Source organism: Aggregatibacter segnis ATCC 33393 (assembly GCF_000185305.1).
Classification (GTDB): Bacteria; Pseudomonadota; Gammaproteobacteria; order Enterobacterales; family Pasteurellaceae; genus Aggregatibacter; species Aggregatibacter segnis.
The window spans coordinates 433,074-448,215 of the sequence record NZ_GL622200.1 but is presented as its reverse complement, the minus strand read 5'-3'; the positions used below and the strand labels follow the sequence as shown (position 1 = coordinate 448,215).

Here is a 15,142-nt window from a genome sequence, read left to right as displayed (position 1 = left end):
TTTTTGCGATTTTTTGCAAAATATTTTTTAATTGATTATTTTTTGTCAGAATCGCACAAAATTTCGCTATCAATATCCAGTAAACTTAACTTTTCAAAGCCTAATGAATGAATAAGCTCTAATAGGCTGTCTTCTTTTACAAGCGGCTTAGTACAAAATACTTGAGAATTCATTTGATTTTTTGACCGCACTTTTACGTCTTTAAGTAAAGATTTCACCCGTTTCGCAATTGCTGCGCCGGAATCAATAAAATACTTAACTTGCGGTAAACATTGCTGAATTTCAGATTTGAGCAACGGGAAATGCGTACAACCTAGCACGACAGCGTCTAAATCAGGTATATTTTCCCATTCGCTCAATTCTGCTTTTATCTCATTTAAATCAATAGGATAACCATGCAACTTGTGTTCAGCCAATTCCACTAATTTTGTACTACCAATTTTCTCAACCTGACAAAAAGAAGCATATTTATCAATTAAATCAGATAAATACTGACGTTTTACCGTTCCCTTAGTAGCAAGCAAACCAATATGTTTAGTTTTCGTTTGTTCTGCTGCAGGTTTAATCGCCGGTACCGTACCAACAATAGGGATAGAAAAATGTTTACGCAATACCGGCAAAACCACCGTACTTGCCGTATTACAGGCGATAACAATAAGATCTAAAGGACACAGCTTCTCGATACGTTGGCAAATCTTTAACGTACGCTCAACAATACCCTCTTCTGGCTTTTCAGAATAAGGGAAATACGCATTATCAAAACAATATAAATAATGATAATCAGGTAAAAGCTGTTTAACTTCCTGATATACGCTCAAGCCCCCAACGCCTGAATCAAAAAAAAGAATGGTCGGTTTGGATTGAATATTCATGAGTCATTTTATGTAAAAATTTGCGTAATTTTATTCGCTTATCAAGCTGTTCTCAAGGAAAAGCTCGCTAATGAGGCAACGGCATTTCTTGTACTAAGAATAGCGAACGGCGTGCATATAAACCATTTTCCGAATCTTGTGCCCATTGAGTCCCAACCCTTTGCGCTGATAGTGAAAACAGCCATTCACCAATCGGTTTATCGCCTAATGTGGACAGTGATTGATAATGGGTGAATAACGCTTTAGAAATTAACGTGCGCGCTTCTACCCAAGGTTTTCCATTACCATGCAATACCACTTCACGACACCAGTAAAGTCCCTCGGGCAAAAGTGCGGTCTCATTTTCAAATGTTTTTTCTATCCATTTTTCCGACTGCACTTTCACCTCAAATTGATGGCAATGTTGCTTCAATCTCGCCGTCAGCGATCCTTTTTCAAATAGCCACTGCTGAATGGAAAGAGGAATATGTTTAATCTCTGGCGAGTTTTCATATTGCCAGCTTAAACGCGCAAAAATCGAATCAGGCATTGCTATAAATCTCTCGATTATTAAGCCATCGGCGAATGAGCAATTCTGCTGTTTGCGGATATTTGAGTACCAATTGTTTAGCATAAAATTGGACAGTTGGGAGCATTTTACGATCGCGCATGAGGTTTGCTACTTTGAATTCGGTTATGCCGGTTTGTTTCGTACCAAGCACTTCGCCCGGGCCACGAATTTCTAAATCTTTTTCCGAAATCACAAAACCATCTTGTGTATCACGCATGACTTGCAGGCGTTTCTGCGAAATTTTGCCAAGTGGCGGTTTATACATCAAGACACAAAAAGAGGCTGTACTTCCTCGCCCAACACGACCGCGAAGCTGATGAAGCTGGGAGAGTCCTAAACGCTCAGCATTTTCAATGATCATTAAACTGGCATTTGGCACATCCACGCCTACTTCAATCACTGTGGTGGCAACTAACAAATCTAGCTCGGCAAGCTTGAATTGCTCCATGACAGCTTGTTTTTCACTTGGTTTCATCCGCCCATGGACTAAGCCAATACGCAAGTGCGGTAAGATTTTATGAAGATCTTCTGCTACTGCCTCCGCGGCCTGAGCTTCCAGCACTTCCGATTCATCAATCAGGGTACAAACCCAATAAGCCTGCCGCTTTTCCTGCGAGCAGGCCACATTGACTCGCTCGATAATTTCCGCACGACGCTCTTCAGAAATGGCAATGGTCGTAATCGGTGTACGCCCCGGCGGCAGTTCGTCAATAATTGAGGTGTCCAAATCGGCATATACAGTCATAGCCAATGTGCGTGGAATCGGCGTGGCGGTCATAATAAGTTGGTGAGGATAAACACCTGCTTGATTGCCTTTTTCACGCAACATTAAACGTTGGTGTACACCAAAACGGTGTTGCTCATCCACAATCACTAAACTCAGATTATGAAATGCAACCTCATCTTGGAATAGGGCGTGCGTCCCCACCACCATTTGAACCGTACCGTTTTTTATTTTTTCCAACTCGGCAATACGTTGCTTCCCTTTGACTTTTCCTGCCAACCAACCGACTTGAATACCAAGCGGCTCAAACCAACGGCGAAAATTTGTGGCATGCTGTTCCGCCAAAATCTCCGTTGGTGCCATTAACGCCACTTGTTTGCCATTATCGATTGCCGTCAACGCCGCCAGTGCTGCGACCAATGTTTTACCGGATCCCACATCGCCCTGTACCAAGCGCATCATCGGATAAATCTGAGCAATGTCTTGTTCTATATCTTCCGTTACCCGCAGCTGAGCCTTCGTTGGTTGGAAAGGCAACTGCGCTAAAAAACGTTGTTTTAAATTGGAGCGAGGTATTAAAGACTCGGCTAAATTTGCTTGAATTCCTGACCGCACTTTTTGCATCGCAAGATTGTATGCTAACAATTCTTCAAAAATCAGGCGCTGTTGTGCAGGGTGTTTGCCTTCTTCTAAGGTGACCAACGAAACATCCGGCGGCGGATTATGCAAAAATTGAATCGCCGATTTCAAATCAAAAGGATGCGGATTAAACTCCGTTGGCAATAATTCCGCTAATGGTGTTTTTTCCAATACCTGTAGAGCCTGAGCGATAAGTTTACGCAAAGACGTTTGTTTTAACCCTTCTGTCGCTGGATAAATGGGCGTTAGCGTTTCCGCCAAAATGAGCGGCTTATTATCATGAATAATTTGATATTCAGGATGATGAATCTCTGCCATAAAACGCCCACGGCGTACTTCGCCAAAAGCTTTCACCCGAGCGCCGGGCTGTAGGCTATTTTTCATGCCGGCATTAAAGTTAAAAAAACGTAATGCTAATTTGGATGTGCCATCAGAAAGGTAAACCATCAGCATGGGGCGGCGCCCAAATTGCACCTCTGCGCTTTGGACTACGCCTTCAATCGTGGCGTACTGATCAGCCTGTAAATCAGCAATGGGTGTGATTCGTGTGCGATCTTCGTAACGAAGGGGAAGGTGAAATAGCAAATCCTGTAAATTAAAAATACCCAATTTGCCTAACTTTTCAGCTATCGCGGCACCAACACCGGAAATGGCTGTAAGCGGAATCGCGTCTAATAATTGGGTATTCATTTATTGATTAATGTTGCGTTCAATGCTGATTAATTCAGGAATAGCTTTAATTTTACGAATAATTTGTTCGAGATGTTTTTTATCTTTGACCGTCAAAAGCACGACGATTTGATACAAACGTCCTTCCTGTTCTTCCGTCCAAATGCTTTGGATATTGCTGTCCATAGACGAAATGGCGGACATCAGATGGGGTAATGTGCCTTGTTGGTTGAGCATTTCAATGCGCAGTTCCGCTTCAAATTCAAGTTGAGCGCTACTTTTTTCCCAATCAACCGACATATAATGTTTTGGGTTATCTTTACGATCTTTCAAATTCGAACAGGCTTCATGATGAATAACCAAGCCTTTACCCGGGCTGGCGTAAGCAATGATTGGATCGCCCGGCACAGGATGGCAACACTGTGCAAACGTGGTTAATAAACCACCATTCGCATTGATTTCTAATGGACTGCTATTGTTGTCCGGATTACCATCCGTATCAATTTCGATAGATTCCCCTAACAAGCGGTGCGCGATCACGCTGCTCATTTGGTTACCTAAACCGATTTCCATAAATAAATCATCCAAATCGGCTAATTTAAGATCGATCAATACATTTCGTACATATTCAGGGTTGAGATCATCTAATTTGATTGGACTCAAGGCATGTACGAGTTGACGTTTACCGGATTCAACAGCTTCATCATGACGTAAGTTTTTCAATGCATGACGAATACTTGAACGGGCTTTGGCGGTAACCACAAAATTCAGCCATGCGGCATTCGGCTTAGCATTCGGTGAAGTGACAATATCAATGGTTTGCCCGGATTCCAGCGCTTGGGATAACGGATACGGCTTGCGATCCACATTTGCAGCAACACAGTTTTTTCCTATATCCGTATGCACCGCGTAAGCAAAATCGACCGGTGTTGCGCCTTTCGGCAATTCAACAATACGCCCTTTCGGGGTAAAAACATAAATTTCTTTCGGGAAGAATTCGGATTTTACACTTTCAATGAATTCAAAGGAGTTACCCGCACTTTGTTGTAGCTCGATTAAACTTTGTAGCCAGCGTTGCGCTTTAATTTGTGCGGTTGTGCTATCGTTACGTCCACCTTGTTTATAGGCCCAATGTGCTGCCACGCCCATTTCGGCCATTTGATCCATTTCTTCGGTACGAATTTGCACTTCCACCGGCACGCCATGCGGGCCGATCATCGACGTATGCAAAGACTGGTAGCCATTGGCTTTTGGCACAGCAATATAATCTTTTACCCGACCCGGACGCGGTTTATAAAGACTGTGCATTTGCCCCAACACGCGATAACAGGTATCCAAATTATCCACGACGGTGCGGAATGCATAAATATCCATAATGGAATGAAACTGCTGATCTTTTAAGCGCATTTTTTGGTAAATGGCATAGAGATGTTTCTCGCGTCCAAACACGCGCGCTTGAATGCCCACATCGTCTAATCGACCTTTAATTTCTGCAGAAATACGCTCAATCATATCTTTACGATTGCCGCGTGCGATTTGCACAACCTTTTGTAGAACGGCATAACGTTGCGGATGCATGGCTTCAAAGCCAAGATCTTCCAGTTCATTTTTGATGTGTTCGATACCCAAACGATGCGCTAGAGGGGCGTAAATTTCTAACGTTTCTTTGGCGATACGACGACGTTTATCAGGACGCAATGCGCCAAGTGTGCGCATATTGTGGGTACGATCGGCAAGTTTGATAAGAACGACGCGAATATCCTTGGTCATTGCCAGGATCATTTTGCGGAAGTTTGCCACTTCCGCTTCTTGACGCGTTCTGAATTTGAGTTTGTCGAGCTTTGATACCCCTTCAACAATTTCGGCCACACTGGCGCCGAATTCATCTTTCAACTGTTCTTCGGTATAAGGCGTATCTTCAATAACATCATGTAACAAAGCCGCCATGACGGCTTCATGATCTAATCGCATTTCAGCAATGATAGACGCCACGGCGACAGGATGGGTGATATAGGGCTCACCGCTAGAGCGTGCTTGTCCTTCGTGTGCATCGCGAGCAATCACAAATGCACGTTTAACCAATTCAATTTGCTCAGGTGGCAAATACCCCTGAATAATATGATGTAAACCTTCGAATAAATACAAAACACACCCGCCTAATTAAAAAAACGTGGTTAATTTTGACCGCACTTTATTCGGATAATAAAGAAACGGCGTTCACTTCCGCTCTTTCCATCGCCAAATGTTCTTGGCGTTCTTGAGCATCTAAAATATCGTTATTAATCAAGCCTTTTTCAATTTCACGTAACGCGATGACAGTTGGTTTGTCATTATCTTCCGGCACCAACGGTTCACGCGCATGTAGCTGTAATTGTCTTGCACGACGGGCAGCTGTTAAAATTAAATCAAAACGGTTACCAATTTTTTCTACTGCATCTTGCACGGTTACACGAGCCATAAATTACTCCAGTTTGCTAAATCTAATATGAATCTAAAGGGCGGACATGATACTAAAACATGCCTTATTTATCCAGCAATTGTTCGATCAAGCCTTGATTTTCTTGCTGCTGATGCGTCAGGGTTAATCGCTCTGCGCGCAAGATTGCCTGTAAGTCAGCCAGCGCCTGCTCAAAATTATCGTTCACGATGACGTAATCGTATTCATTGTAATGGGAAATTTCACTGATGGCTTTTGCCATTCTGTCAGCTATCACTTCCGCATTGTCTTGTCCGCGCCCAATTAAACGATTTTCTAGTTCATCTAAAGACGGAGGCAAAATAAAAATACTTTTTACATTAGGCACTTTTTCACGGATTTGTTGTGCGCCTTGCCAGTCAATGTCGAGAAACACATCAATCCCTTTGGCTAAATTTTCTTCAATCGCAAATAAAGAAGTGCCGTAATAATTGCCACCAAAAACTTTGGCATATTCCAAGAACGCATTTTGTTCAATCAAATTTTCAAACTCGTCATGAGAAACAAAATAATAGTGCACGCCCTCTTTTTCACCCGGACGAGGTTGTCTGGTAGTATGAGAAACCGACACCATCATTTGATGCAGATTGTTTTGTTTCAATAGCGCCGCGATTAACGATGATTTTCCGGCACCACTCGGCGCAGAGATAATATATAAATTGCCTTGTAACATAATGATTCTCTCGTCAATAATTTTGTTTATTATGCCTCTAACCCAATAAAAAATCAGCAAAAGTGCGGTCATTTTTTACAGAATTTTTGATCGTGTTTTTCTATTTATCTGAGAATAGATACTTTCTCAAGATTGGGAAAGCGTGCTATAATCTCACACAAAATTGGTAGGCGGATATTTTCATTTCTACCGAGTTTAACCTTTTCGTTTAACTTAAAAATATAAGGTGAAATCTTATGGCAATTAAAATTGGTATCAATGGTTTCGGTCGTATCGGCCGTATTGTATTCCGCGCAGCACAACATCGTGATGACATCGAAGTTGTAGGTATCAACGACTTAATCGACGTTGAATACATGGCTTACATGTTGAAATACGATTCAACACATGGTCGTTTCGATGGCACTGTTGAAGTGAAAGACGGCAACTTAGTGGTAAACGGCAAAACTATCCGTGTAACAGCTGAACGTGATCCGGCAAACCTTAACTGGGGCGCAATCGGTGTTGATGTTGCAGTTGAAGCAACCGGTTTATTCTTAACGGATGAAACTGCTCGTAAACATATCACTGCAGGTGCGAAAAAAGTTGTGTTAACCGGTCCATCTAAAGACAGCACCCCAATGTTCGTACGCGGTGTAAACTTTGATGCGTACAAAGGTCAAGACATCGTTTCTAACGCGTCTTGTACAACGAACTGTTTAGCGCCATTAGCCAAAGTTATCAACGATAAATTCGGTATCAAAGACGGTTTAATGACCACTGTTCACGCAACTACAGCAACACAAAAAACCGTTGACGGTCCATCTGCTAAAGACTGGCGCGGTGGTCGTGGTGCGGCACAAAACATCATCCCATCTTCTACCGGTGCAGCTAAAGCAGTAGGTAAAGTAATCCCGGCATTAAACGGTAAATTAACCGGTATGGCATTCCGTGTTCCTACACCAAACGTATCTGTTGTTGACTTAACCGTTAACCTTGAAAAACCGGCAACTTACGCTGAAATCTGTGCAGAATTAAAACGTGCTTCTGAAAACGAAATGAAAGGCGTTTTAGGCTACACTGAAGATGCAGTAGTTTCTACCGACTTCAACGGTTGCTCATTCACTTCTGTGTTTGACGCCGCTGCAGGTATCGCATTAACCGACACTTTCGTGAAACTTGTCTCTTGGTACGATAACGAAACCGGTTATTCACACAAAGTATTAGACTTAGTTGCTCATATTTACAACTACAAAGGCTAATTCTTTATCCTCAACATAAAAATAGCTCCCAATGGGAGCTATTTTTATGAATGATACTAAAAGTGCGGTCGTTTTTCAGGGCGTTTTACAATGCTAGCACCAACACGCCGGAAAGAATTAACCCTGCGCCAACAAGCAATTTCATACTAAGCGGTTCACCTAAAAGAGTTACCCCTAATATAATCGCAATTACCACACTTAATTTATCAATAGGCGCAACCCAAGAAGCCGGCGCAAGTTGTAAAGCTCGATAATATAGAAGCCAAGAAAGCCCGGTAGCAACCCCGGACAACACAAGAAAAATTACCGGTTTAGCGGCAATATGCTGAGGTAATTGCCATTCATTTCGTATTGAAATAATAATTATTACAACAAATAAAATTACTACGGTACGAATAAATGTGGCTAAATTACTGTTTAATCCTTCAACACCTAACTTTCCTAAAATCGCGGTTAATCCTGCAAAAAACGCGGAGCCTATCGCAAACCAAACCCAATTCATTTCAATTCCCTCATGTTTTATCAATACTCCGCCTATAATATAGTGTCTTTTTTTATATACCAATTTTTCCTAATAATTCTTGTTAATTTCTAGGCATTCATGACACAAGAAATTTATTGCGTTATAGACAATTGATATCTTCTCAAATTACTGCTTCAATAACATCAACGAACACATGTCACATTAAAGTGCGGTGAAATTTGGCAGTGAATTGGAAATAGACACCGTGGACATTCGACAAAAGTTTACGACCTGTAATACAATGGAGGAAAATCAATCAATAAAATGCAGTGAATTGACCATCATTTGAATTTGCCATAAAGCAAAAAGCCCCAGTAACATAGAATGAAAAAATTAATTTCCACATGATCGAATTTTCAACTCCGTCAGTAACATTTTCTTTCGGTCAAATTTTCACCCATTTATCTATAATGATTGATATCTTAAAACCAAGAGCAAAATAAATTTATGGCTAATAAAATTAATATTCAAATTACCTATGCCTTCCCCGATCATCATTATCTAAAAACATTTAGCGTTGATGAGGGCACGATGGTACAAACAGCGATTGTGCAATCCGGTATTTTGCAACAATTCAATGACATTGATTTACGCACCAATAAAATTGGTATTTTTAGCCGCCCTGTGAAATTAAACGATCAATTAAAAGAGGGAGATCGCATTGAAATTTATCGTCCGCTTTTAGCTGATCCAAAAGAAATTCGGCGCAAACGTGCAGAAGAACAGGCCAAGAAAAAATAGCACAACACAAAGAAGGAATGTATATGAGCAAATTCTGCTTACCCCAAGATATTACCCCAGAAATTTTCTTACGTGATTACTGGCAAAAAAAACCACTCTTAATTCGTGGCGGATTGCCAGAAATTGTAGGTCAATTAGAACCTGATGACATTTTAGAACTTGCCCAAACAGAAGAAGTCGTCGCTCGTTTAATCAAGCAACATAGCGAAGATAATTGGGAACTGTTCACCAGTCCGTTATCCGATGAAGACTTTAAAAACATGCCGGAGAAATGGTCCGTTTTAGTCCAAAACTTGGAACAATGGTCACCACAACTTGGTAGTTTGTGGAATAAATTCGGTTTTATTCCACAATGGCAACGCGATGACATTATGGTGTCATTTGCGCCGCAAGGCGGATCCGTAGGGAAACATTACGATGAATACGATGTTTTCCTCGTGCAGGCTTACGGGCATCGCCGCTGGCAATTAGGTAAATGGTGCGAACCAACAACTGAATTTAAACCTAATCAACCTATTCGTATTTTTGATGATATGGGTGAATTAATTTTAGATGAAGTAATGGCGCCGGGAGATGTACTTTATGTGCCTTCCAGACTCTCCCATTACGGTGTAGCACAAGATGATTGTTTAACAGTTTCTTTCGGTTTACGTTACCCAAACACGAGTGAATTAATTGACAACTTAGAACGTAACCTTTGTCATCCAAATCTAGACGTGAGTGAGCTGAATATCCCATTCCGTTTAACACCTGAAGTCCAAAATACGGGTAAACTCGACACAGCAACAATGCAAGAATTAAAACGCCAATTCTTGCAACAACTGTCTCAATCCAAACAATTTGATCAACTGTTCCAACATGCGTTGGCAACCACGGTAAGTCAAAGACGTTATGAATTACTAGATGTTGGTGAATTCACTGATCTTGATGATGTCGCCGAAATCTTTGAGTTAGGCGGAAAACTACAACAAGATAACAACTGCAAATTAGTTTATACAGAAAACCCGTTGCGTATTTACGCGAATGGCGAATTGCTTGATGAGTTAAATCAGGCTGAGGCTGAAATATTGAAAAAATTAGCCGATGGCGAAAACGTTGATTACGCTTTCTTAACTCAATTGATTGAAAAAGACGGAGAGCTTTCTCTTCATGCGCTCTTTGACAGCATTTGTAACTGGCTGGATGACGGCTGGGCATTATTGCACGAGCACTAAAAAACAATAAAGAGAATGAGCGATAATATTTATTCCGTCAGTCAGCTAAACCAATCTGTACGCTTGATGTTAGAAAATCAACTTGGGCAGGTTTGGCTTACCGGGGAAATTTCTAATTTTACCCAGCCGGTTTCCGGTCATTGGTATTTAAGTTTAAAAGACGAAAATGCCCAAGTGCGTTGCGCCATGTTCCGCATGAAAAATCTGCGCGTGGGTTTTCGTCCAACCAATGGCATGCAAGTGTTGGTGCGTGCTTCCGTCAGTTTGTATGAGCCACGCGGTGATTATCAACTGATTATCGAAAGTATGCATCTCGCCGGCGATGGCTTGCTTATGCAGCAGTTTGAAGCATTAAAAGTAAAGCTCGCGGCAGAAGGATTATTCGCTCAAAATCACAAAAAAAACCTACCGCACTTTAGTAAAGCGGTAGGCATTATTACCTCTCAAACCGGCGCGGCACTGCAAGATATCTTACATATTTTGCAGCGTCGTGACCCAAGTCTGAAAGTCATCATTTATCCAACAGCGGTACAAGGTAAAGATGCGGCAACTGAAATTACGCAGATGATTCAACTTGCTAATCAACGGCAAGAAGTCGATGTGCTGATTGTTGGACGCGGTGGTGGCTCCTTAGAGGATTTATGGTGTTTCAACGAAGAAAAAGTGGCGCGCGCCATTTTCCATTCCGCCATTCCCATCATCAGTGCAGTAGGGCATGAAACTGATGTGACTATCGCTGATTTCGTTGCCGACTTACGTGCCCCGACGCCTTCCGCTGCAGCAGAGCTCGTCAGTCGCAACCAAGCAGAATTGATACAACAATTACAATATCGTCAGCAACGGATTGAAATTGCTTTAGATCGAATCTTTGCCGAGAAGAAGCAACAATTACAACACCTCTCCTTGCGTTTACAGCATCGTCATCCGCAATCACAGCTCCGCATTCAACAACAATTAATCACACAATTACGCCATCGTTTACAACAAAGCTTGTACCATCGTTGGCAAAAAACGGCGGAAAATCTGACCGCACTTTCTGCACGATTATATAAAAATCCGCTGCCACTACGGATACAACAGCACGAACAGCGAGTAGCGCAACTCAAAGTGCGGTTAAATTCTGAAATGAATTTGAAGCTGGGACTTCAACAAAAACAGCTAGCCCATTTATGTGGAAAATTAGACAGTTTAAGTCCATTGAAAGTGTTGGCGCGTGGCTACTCCATTACGCAAAACGCCAAGTATGGCACGATTAAATCGATTAATGAGGTCAAGATTGGGGAGCAAATAAGAACACGTTTGACTGATGGTGAAATCATCAGCCAAATCAGCCAAATCGAGAAAAAATAACTTATTGTTTTTTATGCTTTTCCAAAGAGCGGTGCAAAATACTGACGTTTTTGCCTTTATCTTGGAAATACTTGCCCAATTGTTCGGCAACATAGACGGAACGATGTTTACCACCGGTACAACCAATCGCAATGGTCAAATAACTGCGGTTATTCTGCTCCAACATCGGCAACCAAGTTTCAATATAAGAACGGGTTAAATAGATAAATTGATGCACTTCATTGTGTTTTTCGAGAAATTCTACCACCGGCTGATCCAAACCTGTCATTGGTCTTAGTGCATGATTCCAATGGGGATTAGGTAAAAAACGGACATCAAAAACATAATCCGCATCCAACGGAATGCCGTATTTAAAACCAAAGGACTCCACTACAATTTTCAATTCCGTATCGGAATGCCCGCGCAAAAATTCGCGTAAACGCTCGGCCAATTCATGTGTGGACAATGAGCCTGTATCAATGATGATATTTGCCTGTTGAATCAGGGGATCAAGATGTTTACTTTCTTCGTCGATAGCGGCTTCCAGAGAAAGATCTTGCGTAGATAAGGGGTGTAAACGGCGAGAGTCGCTATAACGACGAACTAACGTCGTTTTATCGGAATCCAAAAAGATGATTTTAACGTTATGTTCTTGTTGAATATGCGCAATCGTCTTTTCCAATACTGCAGGTGACGTTGGCAAATTACGAATATCCAAACTAATCGCAACAGCATGTTGATTAACAGAAAGAATATTGATTAATTGTGGCACCAAATCTAATGGCAAATTATCGACGCAATAGTACCCCATATCTTCTAAGGCTCTTAATGCAACGGATTTTCCGCCACCGGAACGACCGCTAATAATGATAATTTCCATAACTCCCCCGTTAAACCATTTTTCTTTATTCTTCAGAACCGGATTCCGGTGCTAATGAAGGAGAATCTTCCTCATCAGCCTCTATTTCTTCCGACTCGCATTGATCATAATGTGAAAAAACGCCCCAAATTTCGTCCGCACTTTTTGCCGCCCGCAGTTGTTTACACAAAGATTTATCCACTAAATTCTCAGCCAACGTTGGCAAATACTGAACGTAATCACCACACATATTTTCCGGGACCAATACTGCGAAAATTAAATCGACTTCACGTTTATCTGCGGCATCATAATCAATAGGGCTTTCTAATTGAATAAATACACCTATCGGCTTGCCACCATTAGGCAGTCTCCCTTTTGGCATGGCAACCCCACCACCTAAACCGGAATTGCCTAATTTCTCACGGGTAAACAAACAATCAAAACAGCATTGCTCGCCATTTTCCATGTGTAATTGTTCTTCCACGATACGCGCAATGGACTCAAAAACTCGTTTTTTGCTGGAAGAAATCATTCCTTGACGAATGGTTTCCGGCGTTAATAACTCAGTAAATTTCATAGGTTACAGCTGGAAATCGGCGCCTAAATAAACGTCTTTAACCAATTTGTTATTCATAATTTCAGTTGGTGTACCGGTTGCAATCATCTTGCCTGAACTTACAATGTAAGCCCGCTCGCACACATCTAAGGTTTCACGTACGTTATGGTCGGTAATTAACACGCCAAGACCACGATCGCGTAAATCTTTAATAATTTTCTTAATATCAATCACGGAAATTGGATCGACGCCGGCAAAAGGTTCATCCAACAAAATGAATTTGGGATTGGCGGCTAAAGCACGTGCGATTTCTACGCGGCGACGTTCACCACCGGATAAAGATTGCCCCAAACTATCGCGAATATGTCCGATATTAAATTCTTCAATCAGCTCATCTGCTTTTTCTTGGCGTTGAAGTGCGGTCAAATCTTTACGTATTTCCAATACCGCCATCAAATTCTCATACACACTTAAACGGCGAAAAATAGAGGCTTCTTGTGGCAAGTAACCAACACCTTTTTGTGCGCGGTTATGCATTGGCAACAGACTGATATCCTCATCATCAATGCGAATCTTGCCTTGATCATGATTCACTAATCCCACCACCATATAGAAGGTTGTGGTTTTACCGGCACCATTCGGGCCTAATAAGCCAACAATTTCGCCTGAATGCACCGTTAAACTGACATCAGAAACCACTTGGCGGTTTTTATAGCTTTTCGCTAAATTTTCAGCATACAGAATCGCCATTTTTTTATCCTATTTACCATTCGCACGATTTAATTGGGTGGGAATCAATACGGTTTTTACGCGTGCGCCAGAATTCGCATTCGCCTTCAGTTGCTGCTTGGCTACATCATAGGTAATAACACTACCGTTAATTTTGCTATCCAGTTGTTTTAATTCTGCATCACCAGTCAACGTTAAAAATTCGGTACCGAGGTCATAAACTACTTTATTTGCTTTACCATCAACCGGCTTGCCATCATCCATGACTTGATGAAAGGTCACCGGATTGCCAAACGCTTCCACTTTATCTTTTTGTTTAGAATTCTCTTCCGGACGGGTAATCACCACTTTGCTCGCTTTGACGATAATGGAACCCTGTGTAATCACCACGTTATCCGTGAAAGTAACGACACGATTATTCATATCCAAAGATTGATTATCGGACACGATGTTAATCGGTTGATTGGTATCTTCTTTTAGCGCCAAGGCGGAAAAAGACATAAAAACCAATGTAGAAGCAAGCACAATTTTACTGCTTATTAATTTCATAATGTGTTTTTACCTGTTCTTTTAAAGTGGCCACTTGTTGTTGTAAGTTGCCTGTCAATTTTAAACCTGTCGAACTAAAATCCTGCCCGTTTAATTTCACCATGTTATCGGAAGTAATGTCTTGCGTGGTTAAATTTACTACCGCACTTTCGGTTTCAATACGTTGTAAACGAGATTGTGCAGAAAGGCTTTGTGCCACGACATTACCTTCTAAATACAACATGTTGTTCTTCGTTAAAGTGGCTTTATTCGCACTTAACTCCCAACTTTCCGTGTCAGCGTTATCCGTACCAGAACCTGGAATTTCGAGCGCCAATAAACGCACCGTCGGATTTATAAAATTCGTATGCCCATCCGAGGTGTAATACTCCACTTTGTCGGATGTGGCCAAATACTGTTTTTTGCCGGTCGGTGCATACACCACCGTATTCATTTTCTGCCCGACATATTCCGGCGCGTCTGCCGTCTTAACAAGCGCATTCAGCCCGTCATCTTCTTGATTCAAGCTATAAAACCAAGCTAATAATCCGAATGCGATTACCGCCAACACAATATTCCAACGAATATTCATAACTCTATTTTAAGCCATAACAATTAATAATAGGGCGCAATAATAGCACAACTTTATTGAAAAAATCTAAAAGTGCGGTCAGATTTCAGCACGTTTTAATGGGAACATTTTTACTAAAACGGAGTCCAAGGCGGGGCATGAATGCTACGTAATTCTATTTGACATTCACGTGGATTTCATAGACTATCGCAACTCATTTTTATTCACTCAAGGCGCTCAAGCCTTCT

General features: G+C 41.6%; 16 protein-coding genes. 4 read left to right on the top strand and 12 right to left on the bottom strand.

Annotated features, from left to right (window positions below; genetic code table 11):
• Window positions 1-35: 35 nt before the first annotated feature.
• From murI to gmk, 6 genes are all read right to left on the bottom strand, one after another.
• Complete coding sequence (murI, locus tag HMPREF9064_RS07140; RefSeq protein ID WP_006717285.1) at window positions 36-872, bottom strand: glutamate racemase; 837 nt, start codon at window positions 870-872, stop codon at window positions 36-38.
• Window positions 873-939: 67 nt separating this feature from the next.
• Window positions 940-1,401 (bottom strand): chorismate--pyruvate lyase family protein, encoded by a 462-nt coding sequence (locus HMPREF9064_RS09615; RefSeq protein ID WP_006717284.1) that lies wholly within the window; start codon window positions 1,399-1,401, stop codon window positions 940-942.
• A complete protein-coding gene (gene recG, locus HMPREF9064_RS07150; RefSeq protein ID WP_006717283.1) occupies window positions 1,394-3,475 on the bottom strand; it encodes an ATP-dependent DNA helicase RecG in 2,082 nt (693 codons plus the stop codon). The genes HMPREF9064_RS09615 and recG overlap by 8 nt, the downstream gene beginning before the upstream one ends.
• A complete protein-coding gene (spoT, locus tag HMPREF9064_RS07155; protein ID WP_006717282.1) occupies window positions 3,476-5,599 on the bottom strand; it encodes a bifunctional GTP diphosphokinase/guanosine-3',5'-bis pyrophosphate 3'-pyrophosphohydrolase in 2,124 nt (707 codons plus the stop codon).
• Between the two features lie 46 nt (window positions 5,600-5,645).
• On the bottom strand, window positions 5,646-5,912 hold the full coding sequence (gene rpoZ / locus HMPREF9064_RS07160) for a DNA-directed RNA polymerase subunit omega (protein ID WP_006717281.1): 267 nt from the start codon (window positions 5,910-5,912) through the stop codon (window positions 5,646-5,648).
• Between the two features lie 64 nt (window positions 5,913-5,976).
• On the bottom strand, window positions 5,977-6,603 hold the full coding sequence (gene gmk / locus HMPREF9064_RS07165; RefSeq protein WP_032997778.1) for a guanylate kinase: 627 nt from the start codon (window positions 6,601-6,603) through the stop codon (window positions 5,977-5,979).
• A 236-nt stretch (window positions 6,604-6,839) separates the two neighbouring features.
• On the opposite strand from gmk, the gene gap reads away from it, so the two are divergent.
• A complete protein-coding gene (gene gap, locus HMPREF9064_RS07170) occupies window positions 6,840-7,844 on the top strand; it encodes a type I glyceraldehyde-3-phosphate dehydrogenase (RefSeq protein ID WP_006717279.1) in 1,005 nt (334 codons plus the stop codon).
• An 85-nt stretch (window positions 7,845-7,929) separates the two neighbouring features.
• Here the strand turns inward: gap and HMPREF9064_RS07175 are convergent, their stop codons facing one another.
• Window positions 7,930-8,346, bottom strand: a complete 417-nt coding sequence (locus HMPREF9064_RS07175) for an EamA family transporter (RefSeq protein WP_032997777.1) — start codon at window positions 8,344-8,346, stop codon at window positions 7,930-7,932.
• Between the two features lie 468 nt (window positions 8,347-8,814).
• On the opposite strand from HMPREF9064_RS07175, the gene HMPREF9064_RS07180 reads away from it, so the two are divergent.
• Genes HMPREF9064_RS07180 through xseA form a run of 3 tightly spaced genes read left to right on the top strand, consistent with a single transcriptional unit; the run spans window position 8,815 to window position 11,672 of the window.
• Complete coding sequence (locus HMPREF9064_RS07180) at window positions 8,815-9,108, top strand: RnfH family protein (RefSeq protein WP_006717277.1); 294 nt, start codon at window positions 8,815-8,817, stop codon at window positions 9,106-9,108.
• Window positions 9,109-9,131: 23 nt separating this feature from the next.
• Window positions 9,132-10,322 (top strand): ribosomal protein uL16 3-hydroxylase, encoded by a 1,191-nt coding sequence (locus tag HMPREF9064_RS07185; RefSeq protein ID WP_032997776.1) that lies wholly within the window; start codon window positions 9,132-9,134, stop codon window positions 10,320-10,322.
• Between the two features lie 15 nt (window positions 10,323-10,337).
• Window positions 10,338-11,672: an exodeoxyribonuclease VII large subunit gene (gene xseA, locus HMPREF9064_RS07190; RefSeq protein ID WP_006717272.1), complete on the top strand. Its 1,335-nt coding sequence runs from the start codon at window positions 10,338-10,340 to the stop codon at window positions 11,670-11,672.
• A 1-nt stretch (window position 11,673) separates the two neighbouring features.
• Here the strand turns inward: xseA and rapZ are convergent, their stop codons facing one another.
• The 5 genes from rapZ to lptC are packed head-to-tail and all read right to left on the bottom strand — an operon-like array spanning window position 11,674 to window position 14,915.
• Window positions 11,674-12,531 (bottom strand): RNase adapter RapZ, encoded by an 858-nt coding sequence (gene rapZ, locus HMPREF9064_RS07195; protein WP_006717270.1) that lies wholly within the window; start codon window positions 12,529-12,531, stop codon window positions 11,674-11,676.
• A 25-nt stretch (window positions 12,532-12,556) separates the two neighbouring features.
• Entirely contained in the window at window positions 12,557-13,087 is a 531-nt protein-coding gene (ptsN, locus tag HMPREF9064_RS07200; protein ID WP_006717269.1) for a PTS IIA-like nitrogen regulatory protein PtsN, read from the bottom strand.
• Between the two features lie 3 nt (window positions 13,088-13,090).
• Window positions 13,091-13,816 carry an LPS export ABC transporter ATP-binding protein gene (gene lptB / locus HMPREF9064_RS07205; protein ID WP_006717267.1) on the bottom strand — a complete coding sequence of 242 codons (726 nt, stop codon included), beginning with the start codon at window positions 13,814-13,816 and terminating at the stop codon, window positions 13,091-13,093.
• 9 nt (window positions 13,817-13,825) lie between these two features.
• Complete coding sequence (gene lptA / locus HMPREF9064_RS07210) at window positions 13,826-14,344, bottom strand: lipopolysaccharide transport periplasmic protein LptA (protein WP_006717266.1); 519 nt, start codon at window positions 14,342-14,344, stop codon at window positions 13,826-13,828.
• Window positions 14,325-14,915, bottom strand: coding sequence for an LPS export ABC transporter periplasmic protein LptC (gene lptC, locus HMPREF9064_RS07215; protein WP_006717264.1), 591 nt, complete (start codon window positions 14,913-14,915; stop codon window positions 14,325-14,327). Before lptC ends, lptA begins: the two co-directional genes overlap by 20 nt.
• Window positions 14,916-15,142: the final 227 nt, after the last annotated feature.

What these genes read in the sequence shown, in the direction of transcription:
- HMPREF9064_RS07175 (WP_032997777.1), bottom strand. Translation starts at nt 8,346, where the DNA reads ATGAATTGGGTTTGGTTTGCGATAGGCTCCGCGTTTTTTGCAGGATTA.
- recG (WP_006717283.1), bottom strand. Translation starts at nt 3,475, where the DNA reads ATGAATACCCAATTATTAGACGCGATTCCGCTTACAGCCATTTCCGGT.
- gmk (WP_032997778.1), bottom strand. Translation starts at nt 6,603, where the DNA reads ATGTTACAAGGCAATTTATATATTATCTCTGCGCCGAGTGGTGCCGGA.
- lptB (WP_006717267.1), bottom strand. Translation starts at nt 13,816, where the DNA reads ATGGCGATTCTGTATGCTGAAAATTTAGCGAAAAGCTATAAAAACCGC.
- HMPREF9064_RS09615 (WP_006717284.1), bottom strand. Translation starts at nt 1,401, where the DNA reads ATGCCTGATTCGATTTTTGCGCGTTTAAGCTGGCAATATGAAAACTCG.
- xseA (WP_006717272.1), top strand. Translation starts at nt 10,338, where the DNA reads ATGAGCGATAATATTTATTCCGTCAGTCAGCTAAACCAATCTGTACGC.
- murI (WP_006717285.1), bottom strand. Translation starts at nt 872, where the DNA reads ATGAATATTCAATCCAAACCGACCATTCTTTTTTTTGATTCAGGCGTT.
- lptC (WP_006717264.1), bottom strand. Translation starts at nt 14,915, where the DNA reads ATGAATATTCGTTGGAATATTGTGTTGGCGGTAATCGCATTCGGATTA.
- rapZ (WP_006717270.1), bottom strand. Translation starts at nt 12,531, where the DNA reads ATGGAAATTATCATTATTAGCGGTCGTTCCGGTGGCGGAAAATCCGTT.
- HMPREF9064_RS07180 (WP_006717277.1), top strand. Translation starts at nt 8,815, where the DNA reads ATGGCTAATAAAATTAATATTCAAATTACCTATGCCTTCCCCGATCAT.
- ptsN (WP_006717269.1), bottom strand. Translation starts at nt 13,087, where the DNA reads ATGAAATTTACTGAGTTATTAACGCCGGAAACCATTCGTCAAGGAATG.
- lptA (WP_006717266.1), bottom strand. Translation starts at nt 14,344, where the DNA reads ATGAAATTAATAAGCAGTAAAATTGTGCTTGCTTCTACATTGGTTTTT.
- gap (WP_006717279.1), top strand. Translation starts at nt 6,840, where the DNA reads ATGGCAATTAAAATTGGTATCAATGGTTTCGGTCGTATCGGCCGTATT.
- rpoZ (WP_006717281.1), bottom strand. Translation starts at nt 5,912, where the DNA reads ATGGCTCGTGTAACCGTGCAAGATGCAGTAGAAAAAATTGGTAACCGT.
- HMPREF9064_RS07185 (WP_032997776.1), top strand. Translation starts at nt 9,132, where the DNA reads ATGAGCAAATTCTGCTTACCCCAAGATATTACCCCAGAAATTTTCTTA.